Below are 16,504 nucleotides of genomic sequence, written 5' to 3'. Positions count from 1 at the left end.
CCCACCGATCGGTGGGGGCGGCCTCGTGCGTTGCCGGTATGCCGGGTGGCCGGCCAGGCGGGTAGGGCCAGGTCAGCCGGGGGGCCGACGCGTGTCAGCCCAGGGAGTTCTTGGAGAGGAACTCCTTGGCCACGACGGCGGCGTCCTTCTTGTCGACGACGACCTCCTTGACCAGCTCGCCCAGGGTCGCGGTGTCGAGCTTGGCCGAGACCGCGTTGAGCGCCGAGCTGATCGTGTCGGTGACCTTGGCCTTGGTGACCAGCGGGACGACGTTCTGGGCGGCGAACAGGTGCTTGGGGTCGTCGAGGATGACGAAGCTGTTGGCCGTGATCGAGGGGTCGGTGGTGAACAGGTCCGCAGCGTCGACCTGGCCGTTCTTCAGCGCGTTGACGGTCAGCGGGCCACCCACGTCGAGGGCGCGGAAGGACTTGAAGTCCAGGTTGTAGAGCTTCTTCAGGCCGGGGACGCCGGTCGGGCGGGTCTTCCACTCCGGCGGGCCGCCGAGGGTGAGGTCCTTGGCGTGCGGCTGGAGGTCGGCGATGGACTTCAGCTTGTACTTCGCCGCGGTCTCCTTGGTGACCACGACGGCGTCCTTGTCCTCGGCGGCCGACTTGTCGAGGACCGTGAGGGTGGACGGCAGCGCGGCCTGGAGCTCCTTGTAGACCCCGTCGGCGTCGGTGGCGCTGGCGTTCTTGTTGAAGTACTGGGCGAGGACGCCGGTGTACTCCGGGATCAGGTCGATCGAGCCGTCCTTGAGCGCGGGGATGTAGACCTCGCGGCTGCCGATGTTGAGCTTCTTGGAGACCTTGACGCCCTTGGCCTCGAGCGCGCCGGCGTAGATCTCGGCGAGCAGCTGGTTCTCGGGGAAGTTGGCCGAGCCGACGACGATGCTGCCGCTGGCCGAGGTGCTGCTGCCGCCGGCGGTGTTGGTGGACAACGGGTTGCCGCCCGAGCTGCTGCCACAGGCGGCGACGGAGAACAGCGCCGCCGAGGCGGTCAGGGCGAGGACGAGCTTCGTGCGCTTCATTCTGCTGTCTCTTTCTGGTTGGGGCCTATGCGGCCTCGTGCACAGCAGGATCGGTCAGCACGCTGCGGCTGTCATCCCCCACCGTGGGCGTGTTACGGAACCGGCCGGTCAGGCCGGGAGACACGGCATACCGCTGCACCACGGCGAAGGCGAGGTCGGCGACCAGGGCCAGCGCGGCCACGAGGATCGCGCCCGAGGCGACCTTGCCGTAGTTCTGGACCGACAATCCGTCGATGAGCAGCCGCCCCAGGCCGCCGAGGCTGACCGTGGCGGCGATCGTCGCGGTGGCGATGACCTGGAGGGTGGCCGAGCGCAGGCCGGAGAAGATCAGCGGAAGCGAGCACGGCACCTCGACCTTGCGCAGCACCTCCCACCCGGTCATGCCCATGCCTCGCGCGGCGTCCCGGGCGGCCGGGTCGACCTCGTCGACGCCGGCGTAGGCGCCGGAGAGGATCGGGGGGATCGCCAGCACGACGAGCACGAGGATGCTCGGGATCAGGTAGGCGTTGTCCCCCTTGAGCCGCGGCGCCAGCAGCAGCGTGACGACGAGCAGCAGGCCGAGGGTGGGGATGGCCCGGATCGCGCCGGCGACGTTGACGATGAGCAGCTTCCCGCGGCCGGTGTGGCCGATGTAGAGGCCGAGCGGGATCGCGATGAGCGACGCGATCACGACCGTCATCCCGGCGTACTCGATGTGCTCCAGGGTGCGCTGCGGCACGCCGTCCTCGCCCTGCCAGTTGGCCGGGTCGGAGAGCCACATCCAGATGGTGTTCAGCATCATGCCCCCTGCCGCGCCCGCACCCAGGGCGTGAGGACCCGGGTGATGGCGACGATGACGAGGTCGAAGGCCAGGGCCAGCAGGATGCAGGCGATGAGCCCGACGATGATCGGGTCGTAGAAGAAGCGCTGGTAGCCGTCGAGGAAGAGCAGGCCGAGCTGGGGGATGCCGAGCAGGGCCGCCACGCTGACGATGCTGACGTTGCTGACGGCGGCGACCCGCAGCCCGGCCGCGATGACCGGGACCGCGAGGGGCAGCTCGACGGCGAAGAAGCGCCGCCCCCGGGTGTAGCCCATGGCGGTGGCCGACTGGTTGACGTCGTCCGGGACGGCACCCAGGCCGTCGGCGACCGTGCGCACGAGCAGCGCGAGGGTGTAGATGGTCAGGGCCACGATGACGTTGACCGGGTCCAGGATCTGCGTGCCGATCAGCAGCGGCATGAGCACGAACAGCGACAGCGACGGGATCGTGTAGAGCAGCCCCGTGCCGATGATGAGCGGCGGGTACAGCACCCGGTAGCGCCGGGCGAGCCAGCCCAGCGGCAGGGCGAGCGCCAGACCGATGATCAGCGGCACACCCGCGAGGTAGATGTGGTGGACGGTCAGGTCCAGCACTTCGCCGAGGTGGTCGCGCAGCCAGCTCACCGGCGCAGCTCACCTTCCCCATCGACCCCGGCCGGTATGGCGGGCTCCGCCGCGGGGCGCTCGGCCTCCTCGATCGCGGTGAGCACCTCGTGTGCTCGGACGGTGCCGATCAGCGCGCCGTCGTCGTCGACCAGGACACCCCGGCGGCTGGGTGAGGACAGCGCGGCGTCGAGGGCGTGGCGCAGGGGGCCGTGGGCGCGGGCCAGGGTGCCGCCGCGGTGCAGGACCTCGGACGTGACGTCGGTGGCGAGGCGCGCGGGCTCGACCCAGCCCAGCGGGTGCCGGTCCTCGTCGACGACCAGCAGCCAGCCGTCGCCGGTGGCGGCGGCGGCCTCGGCCCGGGTCGTGCCCAGCCGGACGGTGGGCTCGTCGCGGACCGGCAGCGGGGGCGACTGCTGGAAGGTCAGCGCGCGGTAGCCGCGGTCGCGCCCCACGAAGTCGGCCACGAAGTCGTCGACCGGGTGGGCCAGCAGCCGTGCGGGGTCGGCCAGCTGGGCCAGGTGCCCGCCCACGCGCAGGACGGCGACCTGGTCGCCGAGCTTGATCGCCTCGTCGATGTCGTGGGTGACGAAGACGATGGTCTTGCCGAGCTCGTGCTGCAGGCGCAGGAACTCGTCCTGGAGCTGCTCGCGCACGATCGGGTCGACGGCACTGAACGGCTCGTCCATGAGCATCACCGGCGGGTCGGCGGCGAGGGCGCGGGCGACCCCGACACGCTGCTGCTGGCCGCCGGAGAGCTGGGTGGGGTAGCGCTTGGCGAAGGAGGCCGGCAGCCCGACGCGCTCCATCAGCTCGAGGGCCGTGGCCCGGGCCTTGCGCCGGTCCCACCCGAGCAGCAGCGGCACGGTCGCAACGTTGTCGACGATGGTGCGGTGGGGGAAGAGCCCGGCGTGCTGGATGACGTAGCCGATCCCGCGGCGCAGCTGGGCCTGGTCCATCGACGCGGTGTCCTGGTCGTCGATCCAGATCCGCCCCGAGGTGGGCTCGATCATCCGGTTGATCATGCGCAGCGAGGTCGTCTTGCCGCAGCCGGAGGGGCCGACGAGCACCGTGATCTGCCCGGTCGGGGCCTCGAGGCTGAGGTCGTCGACCGCGACGGTGCCGTCGGGATACTTCTTCGTGACGCCGTCGAAGCGGATCATGCGGTTCAACCTAACCGAGAACACACCACTGACAGGGGTACGTACGCGATGAGCCAGCCGTCCGACACCGCCCGGAACGGCACCGTCGTGCTCGACGGTACCCGCCTCGACCTCGCCGGGATGACACATGTCTCAGCCGGCGGGCAGGTCGTCGTGGCGCCGGAGGGCCTGCGCCGGGTCGCCGAGGCCGCCGCGCTCGCCGACCGGCTGGCCGGGGAGCAGGCGCTCTACGGGCGCACGACCGGGGTCGGGGCCAACCGCGACCAGCCGGTGGAGGACGACCCGGACGGGCACGGGATCGCGATCCTGCGCTCGCACGCGGCGGGGTGGGGTGCTCCGCTGCCGGCGCCGATCGTGCGCTGCGCGCTGGGGATCCGCGCCAACCAGCTGCTCGCCGGCGGGGCGGGCGTCGAGCCGGCGCTGCCACTGGCCCTGGCGCAGGTGGCCTCGGGCCCGGAGGAGGACCTGCCGGTGGTGCACCGCTACGGGGCGCTCGGGACCAGCGACCTGACGGCCCTGGCCGAGGTCGGCCTGGCCCTGCTGGGCGAGCGCCCGCGGGCGGGTGGGCACGTCGTCCGGACGGTGGCGGTGCGCTCCGTCGACGCGCTGCCGCTGATGTCCAGCCACGCGTTCACCCTCGCCGAGGCGGCGCTGGGATGCGAGGCACTGCAACGGATCTCGCGGGCGGCGCTGACGGTGAGCGCGCTGTCCTGGCTCGCCCTCAACGGCAACCTCGAGGCGGTCGGCCCGGCCGTGCCCACCGTGACGCCGTTCCCCGGCGCGGCCGAGGTGGCACGCACGGTGGCGGCGCTGCTGGAGCCGGAGCACCTGCAGCCCCGGCAGATCCAGGACTTCTTCGGGCTGCGGACCTGGCCGCAGGTGCATGGCCCGCTGCTGGACAGCCTGGCCTCCCTGCAGCAGGTGATCGAGGCGTCGGTGAACACCTCCTCGGAGAACCCCGTCTTCCTGCGCGCGGACGGCACCGCGGCTCACCACGGGGCGTTCCACCACGCCTACGTCGCCCTCGGCCTGGACACCGCGCTGCTGGCGCTGACCCGCTCGGCCAAGGCCGGGCAGTCGCGGGTCAGCCACCTGCTGACCGACCCGGCGACCCGGCTGCCCCGCTTCCTGGCCGACCCCACCGACGGCGCGTCCGGGCTGCTGATCGCCGAGTACGCCGCGGGGTCGGCGCTGGCGGTGATCCGCGGCCAGGCCTCGACCCCGGCGAGCGTGCAGACGATCAGCGTCTCCGCCGGCGTCGAGGACGACGCGAGCTTCTCGACCACCGCGGCGGTGCGGATGGGGGCGGTCGTCGAGTCCTACCGTCACCTGGTCGCGGTGGAGCTGGTCTGCGCGGTGCGGGCCCTGCGGATGCGCGGGGTCACACCCGTCGGTCCCCTGGCGCAGGCCCTCGCGGCCTGCGAGGAGCTGCCCACCGACCTGCACGACCGTGACCTCTCCCCGGACTTCGCCGTCGCCGAGCGGGTGCTGGACGAGCTGGTCCTCGCCTGATCGCGTCGGCGCTGTCGGCGCTGTCGGCGCCCGGTCAGCCCTGGGCGGCCTTGGGGCTACTGCGGTCGCCCAGCAGCCGGGCCCGGGTGAAGTCGGCGGCGAGGTCGTGCCAGACACCGGCGTTGCGCAGCATCGCGTGGCGGTCGCCGAGCCGGTGCACGAGGGTGACGTCGACGCCCTCGCCCTGGAGCCGGTTCGCGAAGTTGCTCGTGGCCCGGTGGGAGGTCATCCGGTCGGCGGTGCCGTGGACGAGGAGGACCTGCCTGCCGCGCAGCTGGCGCGAGGGGTCGCCCTGCTCGATCCACGGCGCGAGCCCGACCACGGTGGTGACCGCGTCGTGGCCGGCGGTCCAGAGGGCGGTGCGCCCGCCCATCGAGTGACCCACCAGGGCGATCGGCAGGCCGGGGAACTGCCCGGCCAGCTGGTCCAGGGCCCACTCGGTGTCACGCACCGGGGCGGGGTGAGGCTGGTTCCAGCCGCGGACGGCATACCGCAGGCGGGCCACCGCGATCCGGCCGTCGCCGACCTCGGCGATCCGCCGGGCGAAGGGGATCATCCGCACGGCGGCGAGGTTCCACCCGTGGACCGGGCGGCGGCTGCGCTGCTGGCCGCCGTGCAGCACCAACGCCACGCCCAGCGGGTCCTCGCCGGGGGTGTCGAGGGTCAGCGTCGGGGTGTGGTCAGCCACGTCCTGGTCAACCTCCGGTCGGCGCCGGGTGTTCCGGCGGTGCAGGGTCACCCTGCGATTCGGAGTCTCGAGCCTGCCGGATGGCTGCTGTGACGGGGCTGAGTCAGACGTCCGTCCGGTGGAAGTTCTGGAACGAGCGGCTGGCCGTGGGGCCGCGCTGACCCTGGTAGCGCGAGCCGTACTTCTTGCTGCCGTAGGGCTGCTCGGCCGCGCTGGAGAGCTGGAAGAAGCACATCTGCCCGATCTTCATGCCCGGCCACAGCTTGATCGGCAGCGTCGCCACGTTGGACAGCTCGAGCGTGACGTGGCCGGTGAAGCCGGGGTCGATGAAGCCGGCGGTGGAGTGGGTCAGCAGCCCGAGCCGCCCCAGGGAAGACTTGCCCTCCAAGCGGGCGGCGATGTCGTCGGGCAGGGTGACCTGCTCGTAGGTGGAGCCGAGGACGAACTCCCCCGGGTGCAGGATGAACGGCTCGTCCTCGTCGACCTCCACCAGCCGGGTGAGGTCGGGCTGGTCCGTGGCCGGGTCGATGAACGGGTACTTGTGGTTGTCGAACAGCCGGAAGTACTTGTCGAGGCGCACGTCGATGCTCGACGGCTGGATCATGGCCGCGTCGTAGGGGTCGAGCACGACCCGTCCGTCGTCGACCTGGGCCCGGATGTCGCGGTCGGAGAGCAGCACGCGCCACACGCTAGCGCCTCCTTCGCCGTGGCGGACGACGGTCGCGGCAACCACCCCAGTGGTATGCCGTGCGGCCGGGTCCGCGGGCGCCGGCGGCGCCTCTCGCGCCTCCTTGCCAGGTGGGCGGAGAGCGTCACTCAGGGTGACGGCATACATCACCCTGCTGTCGCCGAACTTCTTTTGCTGACAACGGTTTTCGACGCTCATTCAGGGGTCGGACTGTCAGTGGTCACGGCTAGGTTCGGGTCATGGAGGGGACCACCGCAGCCGAGTGCCGGGACGCCGTGCGCGCCATCGCGCCGCAGCTGCGCTCGCTGCGGGCGATGCTCTTCCAGGTGCCGGGCGAGGAGCTCGCTGTCCTCACGGGCGAGCTCGACGAGATGGTCCGCGAGGCCGACGCGACCTCGGTGGCGCTGGTCATCGAGGCCGAGACCCGCGGGCAGGTCGCGGGGTCGGCCGCCGCCAACACCCCCGACTGGCTGATGAGCCACATGCCGAGCCTCGCGCCGGCGGACGCGACCCGGTTGGCGCGGGTCGCCACCGCCTGCCGGGACCCGCGCAACGGGCCGCTGGCCGAGGCGGTCCTCGATGCCCGGGTCGGCACGCGCAACGCGGCGGTCGCGCTCACCGAGATCGACAAGCTGCGGCCGCGGCTGGCCCACGGCGCCGAGGAGCAGGTGGTGGGGTGGTTCACCCAGGTGGCCGCCGACGGCTTCCCGAAGGAGCTGCGCGAGCTGCGCAAGCGGATCCTGGCGATGCACGGGCACGAGGACGCGTTCCAGCGCGAGGAGGACCTGCTCAAGCGGGGCTGCACGCTGACGAAGGCGGTGCACGACGACGGGATGAGCGAGTACCGCCTGCGGCTCGATCCGGAAGCCGCCGCCGTTCTGGACGCCGCGATCGACCCGTTGTCGGCGCCCCAGCCGTCGGACGCGGGCGGTCCGGACCCGCGGTCGCCGGGCCAGCGCCGGGCCGAGGCACTGGTCGAGGTGTGCCGCCGGGCCGCCGCGGCTGGTGGGGCCGCACCGCGGACGACGAAGGCGCAGGTCATCGTGACGATGGACTTCGAGAGCCTGCGCGACCGGGTCGGGCACGGCACGACCCTGACCGGGGAGCTGCTCGCTCCCGAGACGGTGCGCAAGATGGCCTGCGACGCGACGATCCTGCCGATGGTGCTGGGCCGCGACGGCGGCATCCTCGACGTGGGGCGCTTCGAGAGGCTGGTGACGCCGCGGCTGCTGGCGGCGCTGTGGGTGAGGGATGCCGGGTGCACCTTCCCCGAGTGCACCCGGCCCGCTCCATGGTGCCACGCACACCACATCCGGCACTGGTGCGACGGCGGATGCACCGACCTGGCCAACCCGACAATTCGTTAAGACACTGCGTCGCGGGATCCTATTGATTGGGCGGCGGGAGGTGGCCCAGGAGAGGCACACTGTGGTCGTTGGCGTTTCGCGGTCATGACGGGGGAAGCGATGACCTGGCTGTGGTTCTTGGCGGCTCTCACACTTCTATTCGGCGTGTGCGCCGCGTTTGTTCGTCGCAGGGGGAGTTCCCGCGGCGAACGTGCTCTTGACGCAGACGCGGGTCGGAACGAAGCCCAGTCCTGGGCTCGATCCAAGGAGAGCGGTCTCGGGTAGTCGCCCGCGGCCCTGATGCTTGCGCTGGTCACAGGGGTCCCGTCCCCTGGTCCAAGGGCAAGTCGGGCTGCCGCGGCGGGGGTCAAGGGTCGAGCTTGCTCGATCACGTAGTGACGCGGAGCGCCCTTGACGCGCGGTGCGGTGGCCCCATTCTGCGCGAGCAGGGGACGGGGCTGGCGAAGCTTCGAGCGGAGCTGTCGCGGCGTGGTGGTTGGGTCCGCTGGGCGCGGTCGGCGCCGCAGCCGAGGACGGCGCGCCAGCGCCGCCCGCAGGCGGAGGCAGAGGCCGCGGAGGAGCGGGCCTGGGCGCCGGCGGAGCCGGCGCTCTTAACTTGAAGTAGCAACGAAACTCGTCGGGCCCCATGAACGGTTGTGGCACCGCTGGAAACCCGGGCGGTGAGGGCGGGAGTGTGGTTGCGTTTGCCGTAGATGGGCTTGGTTGAAGGTTGAGTTGGCCAGGTCAGCGCAGCCACACTGCTTCAGGGGGTTCGGGTGGACGCAGGAGTTGTCGTCTGGGTGGCCTTGTCGGTCCTCTTCGTTCGATTCGTGGTCGACCGAATGAGCGTTGGGATCCGCGGCGACCGACTTAAGGGACTACGCGAACTGGGGATAGGGGTCGCCCTGATCCTGGAAGGCGGGCTGGTCGTCGTACTCGAAGTCGCAGCCGCCGCGACCTACGAAGTGGTCCTTGGCTGTGGCCTGTTGCTCTTTGGTCTCATCGGCGTCGCGCGCGGGCGATTCCTGCTTCGCGGCACGACCCCACCTGGAGTGGCCAACTAGCCGGAGCGCCAAGCGACCTCCCGGGCAGCGCCTCGCGCGGCCTGTGTCGGTGCGCCCCGGTAGACCTGAGGGCGATCACCGGGAGGGTCGATGGGGAACCGTGCAAGTCGTCGGCGACAGATCGAACGCAGCCGCCAGGTCGCCGTGCAGCCGCAGGCCGGGCTGGGGCCGTTCGGGTGTGGGTGTTCTCATCTGGCTCGGCTACGGGTGGACACGTGGTGTCCCGCGTGTGGGGAGCGTGTTCTCGAGGACGGGGTGATGCCGTCCTCGGGGGTGGTGGGGGAGTCCCGGCGAGTGGAGCTCTCATGCCCCCGCTGCGGCGCCGATGTCCCCGGTCAAGGTGTGATCGTCGAGGTCATGACAGCCCACTAATCGGCCGGGGAAACATCTTCTGGCGACACTGGCTCTTTACCCTTCGTTTACCCGCGTCAGGATTTAGCATTTCAGGAAATGTTCAGGCGCGTTCGGGGGGACGCGGGACTTCTTCCTTGGGGTGGGGCATGACTGATCGCGAATTGCGGGAGGCGTTGCGCGAGGCGCGCGCGTCGGTGCAGCGGTACGGCACGGGGGAGGGCCGGCTCGATCGGCTGGAGCAGTTGGAGGCCGAGCTGCGGGAGCGGTCGCAGCACCGTCATGATCGCGCCCGGGTGACCTGGGCGCGCTTCAGCGCCACCGCGTAGCCCCGGGGCCAGCGTCAGAGTGCGTCGCCGCCGCGACAGTGTCGGAGGGGTATGCCATCCTTGGTGATTCGGGCGTATGGGACATAAAAAACAAAACACACAAAAAACTTGAGATTACCCCGGGGTAGGCTCCCGGCACCGGGCAGAGCCCATTACAAACTCACGGCCTTTCAAACACACAAAAAACAAACTCTTTCCCTGCTCGCGCCTGAGCGTCGCCTTCGTCTGCGTGACCCAGGCGCTGGCGCTGGAGCATGCGCGGTCTTCGCGCGTGGAGTTTGTCGTGTGGTGTGTTCGTGGCCGTGTCGTCTCCCCTTGAGCGGCGCACCGCGGTCGAGGGTCACGCTCGGTCGCGGTGCGCCCGGTTCAGGGGCACCCGGTGCGTACGCCGATCCAGCGGGCCAAGTGGCTTGTCTCCCTCTATCCCGATGCCGCCGAGGCCGGCGGTTCGCTGACCTTCGCGGGTCGGCCGCCCAAACCCGGTGGGGGACCGGGGGCTGACCCCGACCGCGCCAGGGCGGAGGCCGGTCGGCGGGCCCGGACCAAGGTCCGCCGGTACTGCGCGAGCAACCGGCTCAACCGGTTGGGCACGCTGACCTACGCGACCGCCTGCCACGACCCTGAGCGGGTGCGGGTCGACGTGGGCCGGTTCTTCCGCCAGCTGCGCACCGACCTGGGCGGCAAGGCGCTGCCGTACCTGTGGGTGCCGGAGTGGCACCCGGGCGGGCACGGTCTGCACGTGCACTTCGCGGTCGGGCGCTACCTGCCGCGCAAGAAGATCGATGCCGCGTGGGGCAACGGGTTCGTCCACATCAAACTGCTGGGTGACCTGCCGGCCGGGTCTGGCTCGCTGGAGGAGTCCCGGCTGGCGGCCCGGTACCTGGCCAAGTACGTCACCAAGGACGCTGGGGCCTCCCTGGGCGGGCTGCACCGGTACGAGGTGGCTCAGGGGTTCCAGCCGCAGCGGGTGTCCTTCACGGCGGCCACGGGGGCCGAGGCGTTGGCTGAGATCTCGGCGTGCATGTCCCGGCGGCCGGACTACGTGTGGTGGTCCAGCGAGGAAGAGGACTGGCAGGGACCTCCGGCGGTGTGGGCGTCATGGGCCGCGTAGATCCGTCGATGGTGCGCGACCTGGTGGAGCGCTCGTGTCACGAGCAGGGTCTGCCGGTTCATGTGGAGTCCCCCGGCGCGTTGGACAACGTGGTGGCGTTGCTTGGGGGGCCTCTGCCGTCGCAGAGGCACCGCTCACAGTCGCCAGATCGGGACGACCCGGTTGGGGTCAAGTCGGTTGGTGTTCCGGGTGGCGGACCTGATGACCACGTGATCGAGGACCGTAGTGACGATGGCGCGTTGACGGTCGAGGTTCAACGACGCCCATTGGCTTCGTAGCGGCCCAGAGTTCCCGACGAAACCATCGATGGCTGAGTGCTGTTGGGTCAGGCTCGCGCGGCGGCGGGCTGTAGTCAGTCGCGCCTCGATGGCCTTGCGGGCCTGCATCCACTCCGAGGCGGTGATGTCCCGTCGGGCGTAGAGCTCCGTGAGTTCTTCGAGCTGGGCGACGTCGCTGTCGATGGCTAGCTGTAGGGCCTCCTGCTCGGCAGGGTCTTGAGCCCTGCCCCGCAGTGCCGCCGCCAACTGCGGAGTGTCGAGGCGGTACAGGACTGCCTCTGCGATGAGGAGCTCCAGCGACTGGGCTGCGATGGCCATGCGCCCGCATCCGCCGAAGTCGTTCCCGGATCGGCAAAGGTAACGGCGCGTTTCGAAGCGGGGGACCGACACCATCTTGCTGCCGCAGAGTTGGCACCGGCACAGCCCAGACAGCAAGTAACGGCGCGCAGTCCGGTTGGTTCGCCGTGCCGGGTTGTTGAGGAGCGTGACCAGGCGTTCGCCGGCCTCCTCGGTGATCAGCCCCGGCCACTGAGCCTTCCCGAGCGGCTGGCCCTGGTGCACGCGAACCCCCCAGTAGCGAGGGTTCGTGAGGATGCTGCGAACAACCGGCGTGCGCCACGGCTTACCGCCCACGGTGCGGATGCCTGATTCCTCAAGCCATTTCGACAGGGAGGTCAGGCTTTCCCCCGCCAGTGCTCGGCGTGCGAGCTGCCTGTAGGCGGCGGCCTCGGTGGGCTCTGGGGTGATCTTGTCTGCCTGATAGCCGAAGGCTCGCGGGCCGCCAGCGTGTGGGCGGCCAGACTCTGCGATCTCTAGCGTCTTGCGGCGGCCTCGGCGTCGCTTGGCGTCGCTCTCGTTCGCGGCCACCGCGCTGAGCAACCGCGCGACGAGGAGCCCATCTCCGCTCCCCAGGTTGAAGTCGCCGTGCAGGGTCACGACGTCGGTGACGTTCGCTGCCGCACAGGTCTGGACGAACTCCTCGAGCTCGATCGGCCTGCGGTGCAGTCGGTCCAGGTGCCAGACGATCACCGCGTCGCGATTCCCTGCCCGCAGGTCACCGAGCATTTGTCGGTAGGCCGGTCGTGGCTTCCCGCTGTAGGCGCTGATGTCGTCGTCGACGTACTCCTCGGCGACGGCCCATCCACGGCGCTCGGCTTCACGCCTGCAATCGGTCAGTTGGCGGCGCACACCGAGCCCATCACCCTCGCGGTCCTGAGAGATGCGCGCGTAGATCGCAACGGCCTCTGGCATGCCGGTGACACTAACGAACAGTGGGGAACCTGGCGCTGCTGTGCGCCCGGCACCACAGGATCGTGCACCAGCGGGGGCTGACGGCGACCGTGACCGCGACCGGCGTCGTCTGGCACACCTAGCTGCCCCGCCCCGCGGACCCGCGCCCCACAGCACCGGGTCGCCGAGGCACGTCGCGGTGGGCAGGTCTGCGGCGCCGTGTCGCAGCGGCTGGCGGGACGGTCGGCGGGACGGTTGGCGGGGCGCTCCGCCCCCGGCCCCGCGGTGTCTCACCCCTGCCGGGGGGCGGTCTGCCTGTCGGGTGGCGGGCGCCTCCACCGGCTGGGCTAGACTTCAGCGCGCGCCCGGGTCGTATGCCGCCCCTCGGGCGCTCGCGGGTGTAGTTCAATGGCAGAACATCAGCTTCCCAAGCTGACAGTGCGGGTTCGATTCCCGTCACCCGCTCCACACGCAGAAGCCCAGCATGAACAGGCAAAACGGGCGCTGACTCCGTCCCGGAGACAGCGCCCGTCGGCATTAGTCGGGCCCGTTGCGCAGTCCCGTCAGAACCCGCCCCAGGGCCAGTCGCCCGGGCGCACCCGGAACGTCCCGGGTGGGGGGTCCTCCTGCCAGTCCTCTTCGCGACGGAGTCCGGGGGATCCTCCGTGCGGCATGCCTCGAGTCAGCGCACGGAGTCGGTGCGCCTGATGTTGGTCCAGCCGGTCCATCCACGCTCCTCCAGGAGCTCGAGCAGGCGAGGCGCGCACGGGAAGGACTCGATGAACGTGGCATCGAGCAGCGCGACGAGGTCGTCGCTGACGGGGTACTCGTCCTCGATCCCCTCCCCCTCGGCGGCCGCTGCTTCGATGAAGGCGGCCACCCGGTCCGCGAGGGCGGGCAGTCGCGGGTCGTCGGGGCCGCAGTCCACCAGGTCACCAACGTCGAGGTAGAGGCGCCGCAGCTCCTCGTTCTCGAGCTGCGCGTGCTTGATCGCCATGAGAGCCGGCGTCTCGTCCGGCATCTGGGCCGCGACCAGGATCCAGCTGTCCCGCTCGACCTCGATGAGCCGCTCCCGGAAACCGAGCTCGCGCATCCGGTCGAGGTAGGCGACCACTTCGGGCGGCAGGGCCAGGCTGTCGCCGGCCGCGAGCCGGGCGATCCGCTCACGGTGACACTGGCGTTCCCGGATCTCGGCGCGAAGGCGACGGTCGATGTCCGCGACCGCCGCCGCGAACTCCGCATCGCCCGCCAGCAGCAGTCCGCGCACCTTCGACAACGGCACGCCGGCGTCGGCCAGGGTGCGGATCTTCACGAGCTCGACCACCGCCGCCGCGTCGTAGCGTCGGTACCCCGAGCGGTCGCGCTCGGGCTCGGGCAGCAACCCCTTGACGTGGTAGTGCCGAACCGCCCGCACCGTGACACCGGCATACGTCGCGAGCTGGCCAATGGTGAGCATGGCCCTATTCTGCGAGGTCGGCGGCATCTCCGGGGTCAGGCGATCTTGCGGCGGAAGGTGCGCATGGCCAGGGCGTAGGCGACCAGGAGCAGGCCGACGCACCAGGAGAGGGCGACCCAGACCTCGGCGCCGACCGGCTGCTGGGCGAACAGGTCGCGGATCGTGTTGACGATCGAGGTGACCGGCTGGTGCTCGGCGAACCAGCGCACCGGTGCGGGCATGCCCTCGGTGGGCACGAAGGCCGAGCTGACGAACGGCAGGAAGATCAACGGGTAGGAGAACCCGCTCACGCCGTCGACGGACTTCGCGGTCAACCCGGGGATCACGGCCAGCCAGGTCAAGGCCAGGGTGAACAGCACGAGGATCCCGAGCACTGCGAGCCAGGCCAGGAGCCCGGCGCCGGTGCGGAACCCCATCGCCAGGGCGACGAGCACGACCAGGACCAGCGAGACCAGGTTCGCCACGACCGAGGTCAGGACGTGGCCCCACAGCACCGCCGAGCGGGCGATCGGCATGGACTGGAACCGTTCGAAGATGCCGCCGGAGACGTCGGTGAACAGCCGGAACGCGGTATAGGCGATGCCGGAGGCGACGGTGATGAGCAGGATCCCCGGCAGCAGGTAGTCGACATAGCTGCCGCCGCCGGCGCGGCCACCGAACTGGATGGCGCTGCCGAAGACGTAGACGAACAGCAGCAGCATGGCGATCGGCGTGATGGCCGTGGTGATGATCGTGTCGGGGCTGCGCAGGACGTGGCGCAGGGAGCGCCTGGTCAGGACCGCGGTGGGGCTGGGGACGATGGTGGTCATCGGTGGGCTCCCTGCTCGGCCACGGCGCTGGCCTCGGCCTGGGTAGTGGTGGGGGTTTTGGCGGTGGCGTCATGGCCGACGATCGCCAGGAAGATGTCCTCCAGGGACGGCTGCTTCTCGACGTACTCCACGGTGGCCGGCGGGAACAGCGCCTTGAGCTCGCCGAGGGTGCCCTCGGCGATGATCAGGCCCTCGTGCAGGACCGCGATCCGGTCCGCCAGCTGCTCGGCCTCCTCCAGGTACTGCGTGGTGAGCAGGACCGAGGTGCCCTGCCCGGCGAGCTCGCGCACGGTGTTCCACACCTCGATGCGGGATTGCGGGTCCAGGCCCGTCGTGGGCTCGTCGAGGAAGAGGACGGCCGGCCCACCGATCAGGCTCATGGCGATGTCCAGTCGGCGCCGCATGCCCCCCGAGTACGTGCCCACCCTCCGCCCACCGGCCTCGACCAGGTCGAACCGGGCCAGCAGTGCATCCGCCACGCCGCCCGGGTCCTTCACGCGTCGCAGCTGCGCGATGAGCTCGAGGTTCTCCCGTCCGGTGAGCACCTCGTCCACGGCGGCGAACTGCCCCGTCAGGCTGATCGACTCCCGGACCCGCACCGCCTGCGTTGCCACGTCGAACCCGTTCACGGACGCAGAGCCACCGTCCGCCTTCAGCAGCGTGGACAGGATCCGTACCGCGGTCGTCTTGCCCGCGCCGTTGGAGCCGAGCAGGGCGCAGATGGTGCCCGAGGGGACGCGCAGGTCCACCCCCCGGAGCACCGGGTTGTCGCCGTAGGACTTGGTGAGCCCCGCGATCTCGATGGCTGGTGTCGATGTCATGCGAGGAGCCTGCAACCCTGACCCTGCGTCAAGGTCAACACCTGTTGTCCGGATCGACGGAGGTTCTCCAGCTGCGGGTGCGATTCCGGCACCTGCTCCACGACAAGGCCCAGGTCAGAGCCCCTCAGGGATGACCTGGGCCTTGGTCGTTTCCGGCCGTGACGTGACGTGCCGTTACTGCTGGGGGATGGTGAGCAGGGACTTGATCGCGCGGCGCTCGTCCATGGCGGCGTAGGCGTCGGCGACGTGGTCGAGGTCGGTGGTGTAGTCGAAGACGCGACCGGGGTTGATGCGGCCGGCGAGGACGTCCTCGAGCAGCTCGGGGATGTACCGGCGGGCGGGTGCGACGCCGCCCTTGATGCCGATGTTCTTCCAGAAGAGCGTCGTGTACTCGAAGTCCCCATACAGAGGGACGCCGACTGCGCCGATCATGCCGCCGGCCCGGACGATGCCGGCGCAGGTGTGGATGGACTGGTCGGTGCCGACGCACTCCAGGGCGGCGTCCACGCCGGCGCCGTCGGTGAGTCGCAGGACGGTCTGGATGGCGTCGTCCCCGCGCTCCTCGACGACGTCGGTGGCTCCGAACTCCTTCGCGACGGCCTGGCGCGCAGGGTTGCGGGACAGGGCGATGATGCGCCGAGCGCCGAGCTTCCTGGCCGCCAGCACGGCGGAGAGCCCGACGGCGCCGTCGCCGACGACCGCGACGGTGTCGCCTTCCTTCACCCCCGCGCTGACGGCGGCGTGGTAACCGGTGCACATGACGTCGGACAGGGCGGTGAACGAGGCGAGCTGCTCGTCGGTGAAGTCGGCCTCGGTGCCGGGGACCTTGACGAGGGTGGCGTCGGCGTAGGGGGCGCGGACCTTCTCGCCCTGCCCGCCGTCGACGTCGCCGTCGCCGAACGCGCCGCCGTGGACGCAGTTGGACTCGAAGCCGGCCCGGCAGGCGGGGCAGGTTCCGTCGTTGTAGGTGAACGGGGCGATCACGAAGTCACCGACGGCGAGGGTGCTGACGTCGTCGCCGACGGCTTCGACCACGCCGATGTACTCGTGGCCGATGCTGCCGACCTTGTGCTGGTTGATGCCGCGGTAGTACCAGAGGTCGGAACCGCACACGCACCCGCGGACGACCCGGACGACGGCGTCGGTGGGGTTCTGGATCTGCGGATCGGGGCGCTCCCCGATCTCGATGCTGTTCTTGCCCTTGAAGATGGCTGCCTTCACGGTTGTCGT

16 protein-coding genes and 1 tRNA gene are annotated in these 16,504 nt (G+C 70.6%); 6 read left to right on the top strand and 11 right to left on the bottom strand.

Annotation, left to right across the window (positions count from 1 at the left end; all coding sequences use genetic code 11):
• Positions 1–94: 94 nt before the first annotated feature.
• The 4 genes from AC3ANM_RS12055 to AC3ANM_RS12040 are packed head-to-tail and all read right to left on the bottom strand — an operon-like array spanning position 95 to position 3,591.
• Positions 95–1,027: an ABC transporter substrate-binding protein gene (locus AC3ANM_RS12055; protein ID WP_488284657.1), complete on the bottom strand. Its 933-nt coding sequence runs from the start codon at positions 1,025–1,027 to the stop codon at positions 95–97.
• A gap of 25 nt (positions 1,028–1,052) precedes the next feature.
• Complete coding sequence (locus tag AC3ANM_RS12050; protein ID WP_488284656.1) at positions 1,053–1,808, bottom strand: ABC transporter permease; 756 nt, start codon at positions 1,806–1,808, stop codon at positions 1,053–1,055.
• Positions 1,805–2,449: an ABC transporter permease gene (locus AC3ANM_RS12045; RefSeq protein WP_488284655.1), complete on the bottom strand. Its 645-nt coding sequence runs from the start codon at positions 2,447–2,449 to the stop codon at positions 1,805–1,807. Before AC3ANM_RS12045 ends, AC3ANM_RS12050 begins: the two co-directional genes overlap by 4 nt.
• Positions 2,446–3,591, bottom strand: a complete 1,146-nt coding sequence (locus AC3ANM_RS12040; protein WP_488284654.1) for an ABC transporter ATP-binding protein — start codon at positions 3,589–3,591, stop codon at positions 2,446–2,448. The genes AC3ANM_RS12045 and AC3ANM_RS12040 overlap by 4 nt, the downstream gene beginning before the upstream one ends.
• 48 nt (positions 3,592–3,639) lie before the next feature.
• Here AC3ANM_RS12040 and AC3ANM_RS12035 point away from each other — a divergent pair, with 48 nt between their 5' ends.
• Positions 3,640–5,103: an aromatic amino acid ammonia-lyase gene (locus AC3ANM_RS12035; RefSeq protein ID WP_488284653.1), complete on the top strand. Its 1,464-nt coding sequence runs from the start codon at positions 3,640–3,642 to the stop codon at positions 5,101–5,103.
• 34 nt (positions 5,104–5,137) lie between these two features.
• Here the strand turns inward: AC3ANM_RS12035 and AC3ANM_RS12030 are convergent, their stop codons facing one another.
• Both AC3ANM_RS12030 and dcd read right to left on the bottom strand, forming a co-directional pair.
• Positions 5,138–5,791, bottom strand: a complete 654-nt coding sequence (locus tag AC3ANM_RS12030; protein ID WP_488284652.1) for a dienelactone hydrolase family protein — start codon at positions 5,789–5,791, stop codon at positions 5,138–5,140.
• A 103-nt stretch (positions 5,792–5,894) separates the two neighbouring features.
• Entirely contained in the window at positions 5,895–6,470 is a 576-nt protein-coding gene (dcd, locus tag AC3ANM_RS12025; protein ID WP_488284651.1) for a dCTP deaminase, read from the bottom strand.
• Between the two features lie 248 nt (positions 6,471–6,718).
• Between dcd and AC3ANM_RS12020 the strand changes: the two genes are divergently transcribed.
• From AC3ANM_RS12020 to AC3ANM_RS12005, 4 genes are all read left to right on the top strand, one after another.
• Positions 6,719–7,846: an HNH endonuclease signature motif containing protein gene (locus AC3ANM_RS12020; protein WP_488284650.1), complete on the top strand. Its 1,128-nt coding sequence runs from the start codon at positions 6,719–6,721 to the stop codon at positions 7,844–7,846.
• A gap of 755 nt (positions 7,847–8,601) precedes the next feature.
• Positions 8,602–8,889 carry a hypothetical protein gene (locus tag AC3ANM_RS12015; RefSeq protein WP_488284649.1) on the top strand — a complete coding sequence of 96 codons (288 nt, stop codon included), beginning with the start codon at positions 8,602–8,604 and terminating at the stop codon, positions 8,887–8,889.
• Between the two features lie 500 nt (positions 8,890–9,389).
• A complete protein-coding gene (locus AC3ANM_RS12010) occupies positions 9,390–9,569 on the top strand; it encodes a hypothetical protein (RefSeq protein WP_488284648.1) in 180 nt (59 codons plus the stop codon).
• A gap of 379 nt (positions 9,570–9,948) precedes the next feature.
• Complete coding sequence (locus tag AC3ANM_RS12005) at positions 9,949–10,680, top strand: rolling circle replication-associated protein (protein WP_488284647.1); 732 nt, start codon at positions 9,949–9,951, stop codon at positions 10,678–10,680.
• 134 nt (positions 10,681–10,814) lie between these two features.
• Here the strand turns inward: AC3ANM_RS12005 and AC3ANM_RS12000 are convergent, their stop codons facing one another.
• On the bottom strand, positions 10,815–12,209 hold the full coding sequence (locus AC3ANM_RS12000) for a recombinase family protein (protein WP_488284646.1): 1,395 nt from the start codon (positions 12,207–12,209) through the stop codon (positions 10,815–10,817).
• A 373-nt stretch (positions 12,210–12,582) separates the two neighbouring features.
• Between AC3ANM_RS12000 and AC3ANM_RS11995 the strand changes: the two genes are divergently transcribed.
• A tRNA-Gly gene (locus AC3ANM_RS11995) sits at positions 12,583–12,656 on the top strand.
• Positions 12,657–12,870: 214 nt separating this feature from the next.
• Here AC3ANM_RS11995 and AC3ANM_RS11990 read toward each other — a convergent pair.
• The 4 genes from AC3ANM_RS11990 to AC3ANM_RS11975 form a co-directional block, all read right to left on the bottom strand.
• Entirely contained in the window at positions 12,871–13,644 is a 774-nt protein-coding gene (locus AC3ANM_RS11990; protein WP_488284645.1) for a MerR family transcriptional regulator, read from the bottom strand.
• Positions 13,645–13,679: 35 nt separating this feature from the next.
• A complete protein-coding gene (locus AC3ANM_RS11985) occupies positions 13,680–14,453 on the bottom strand; it encodes an ABC transporter permease (protein ID WP_488284644.1) in 774 nt (257 codons plus the stop codon).
• Complete coding sequence (locus tag AC3ANM_RS11980) at positions 14,450–15,274, bottom strand: ABC transporter ATP-binding protein (RefSeq protein ID WP_488284643.1); 825 nt, start codon at positions 15,272–15,274, stop codon at positions 14,450–14,452. Before AC3ANM_RS11980 ends, AC3ANM_RS11985 begins: the two co-directional genes overlap by 4 nt.
• Before the next feature lie 174 nt (positions 15,275–15,448).
• Complete coding sequence (locus AC3ANM_RS11975) at positions 15,449–16,495, bottom strand: zinc-binding dehydrogenase (protein ID WP_488284642.1); 1,047 nt, start codon at positions 16,493–16,495, stop codon at positions 15,449–15,451.
• Positions 16,496–16,504: the final 9 nt, after the last annotated feature.

It is taken from the genome of Oryzihumus sp. JJN4-3R, assembly GCF_057747915.1.
The sequence above is the reverse complement of the archived record's forward strand: the minus strand, read 5'-3'. Positions and strand labels throughout refer to the sequence as shown.

Bases quoted from the DNA above. Each gene is read 5' to 3' on its own strand.
- AC3ANM_RS12040 (WP_488284654.1), bottom strand. From the start codon at position 3,591: ATGATCCGCTTCGACGGCGTCACGAAGAAGTATCCCGACGGCACCGTC.
- AC3ANM_RS12035 (WP_488284653.1), top strand. From the start codon at position 3,640: ATGAGCCAGCCGTCCGACACCGCCCGGAACGGCACCGTCGTGCTCGAC.
- AC3ANM_RS11980 (WP_488284643.1), bottom strand. From the start codon at position 15,274: ATGACATCGACACCAGCCATCGAGATCGCGGGGCTCACCAAGTCCTAC.
- AC3ANM_RS12050 (WP_488284656.1), bottom strand. From the start codon at position 1,808: ATGATGCTGAACACCATCTGGATGTGGCTCTCCGACCCGGCCAACTGG.
- AC3ANM_RS12000 (WP_488284646.1), bottom strand. From the start codon at position 12,209: ATGCCAGAGGCCGTTGCGATCTACGCGCGCATCTCTCAGGACCGCGAG.
- AC3ANM_RS11985 (WP_488284644.1), bottom strand. From the start codon at position 14,453: ATGACCACCATCGTCCCCAGCCCCACCGCGGTCCTGACCAGGCGCTCC.
- AC3ANM_RS12020 (WP_488284650.1), top strand. From the start codon at position 6,719: ATGGAGGGGACCACCGCAGCCGAGTGCCGGGACGCCGTGCGCGCCATC.
- AC3ANM_RS11990 (WP_488284645.1), bottom strand. From the start codon at position 13,644: ATGCTCACCATTGGCCAGCTCGCGACGTATGCCGGTGTCACGGTGCGG.
- AC3ANM_RS12010 (WP_488284648.1), top strand. From the start codon at position 9,390: ATGACTGATCGCGAATTGCGGGAGGCGTTGCGCGAGGCGCGCGCGTCG.
- AC3ANM_RS12055 (WP_488284657.1), bottom strand. From the start codon at position 1,027: ATGAAGCGCACGAAGCTCGTCCTCGCCCTGACCGCCTCGGCGGCGCTG.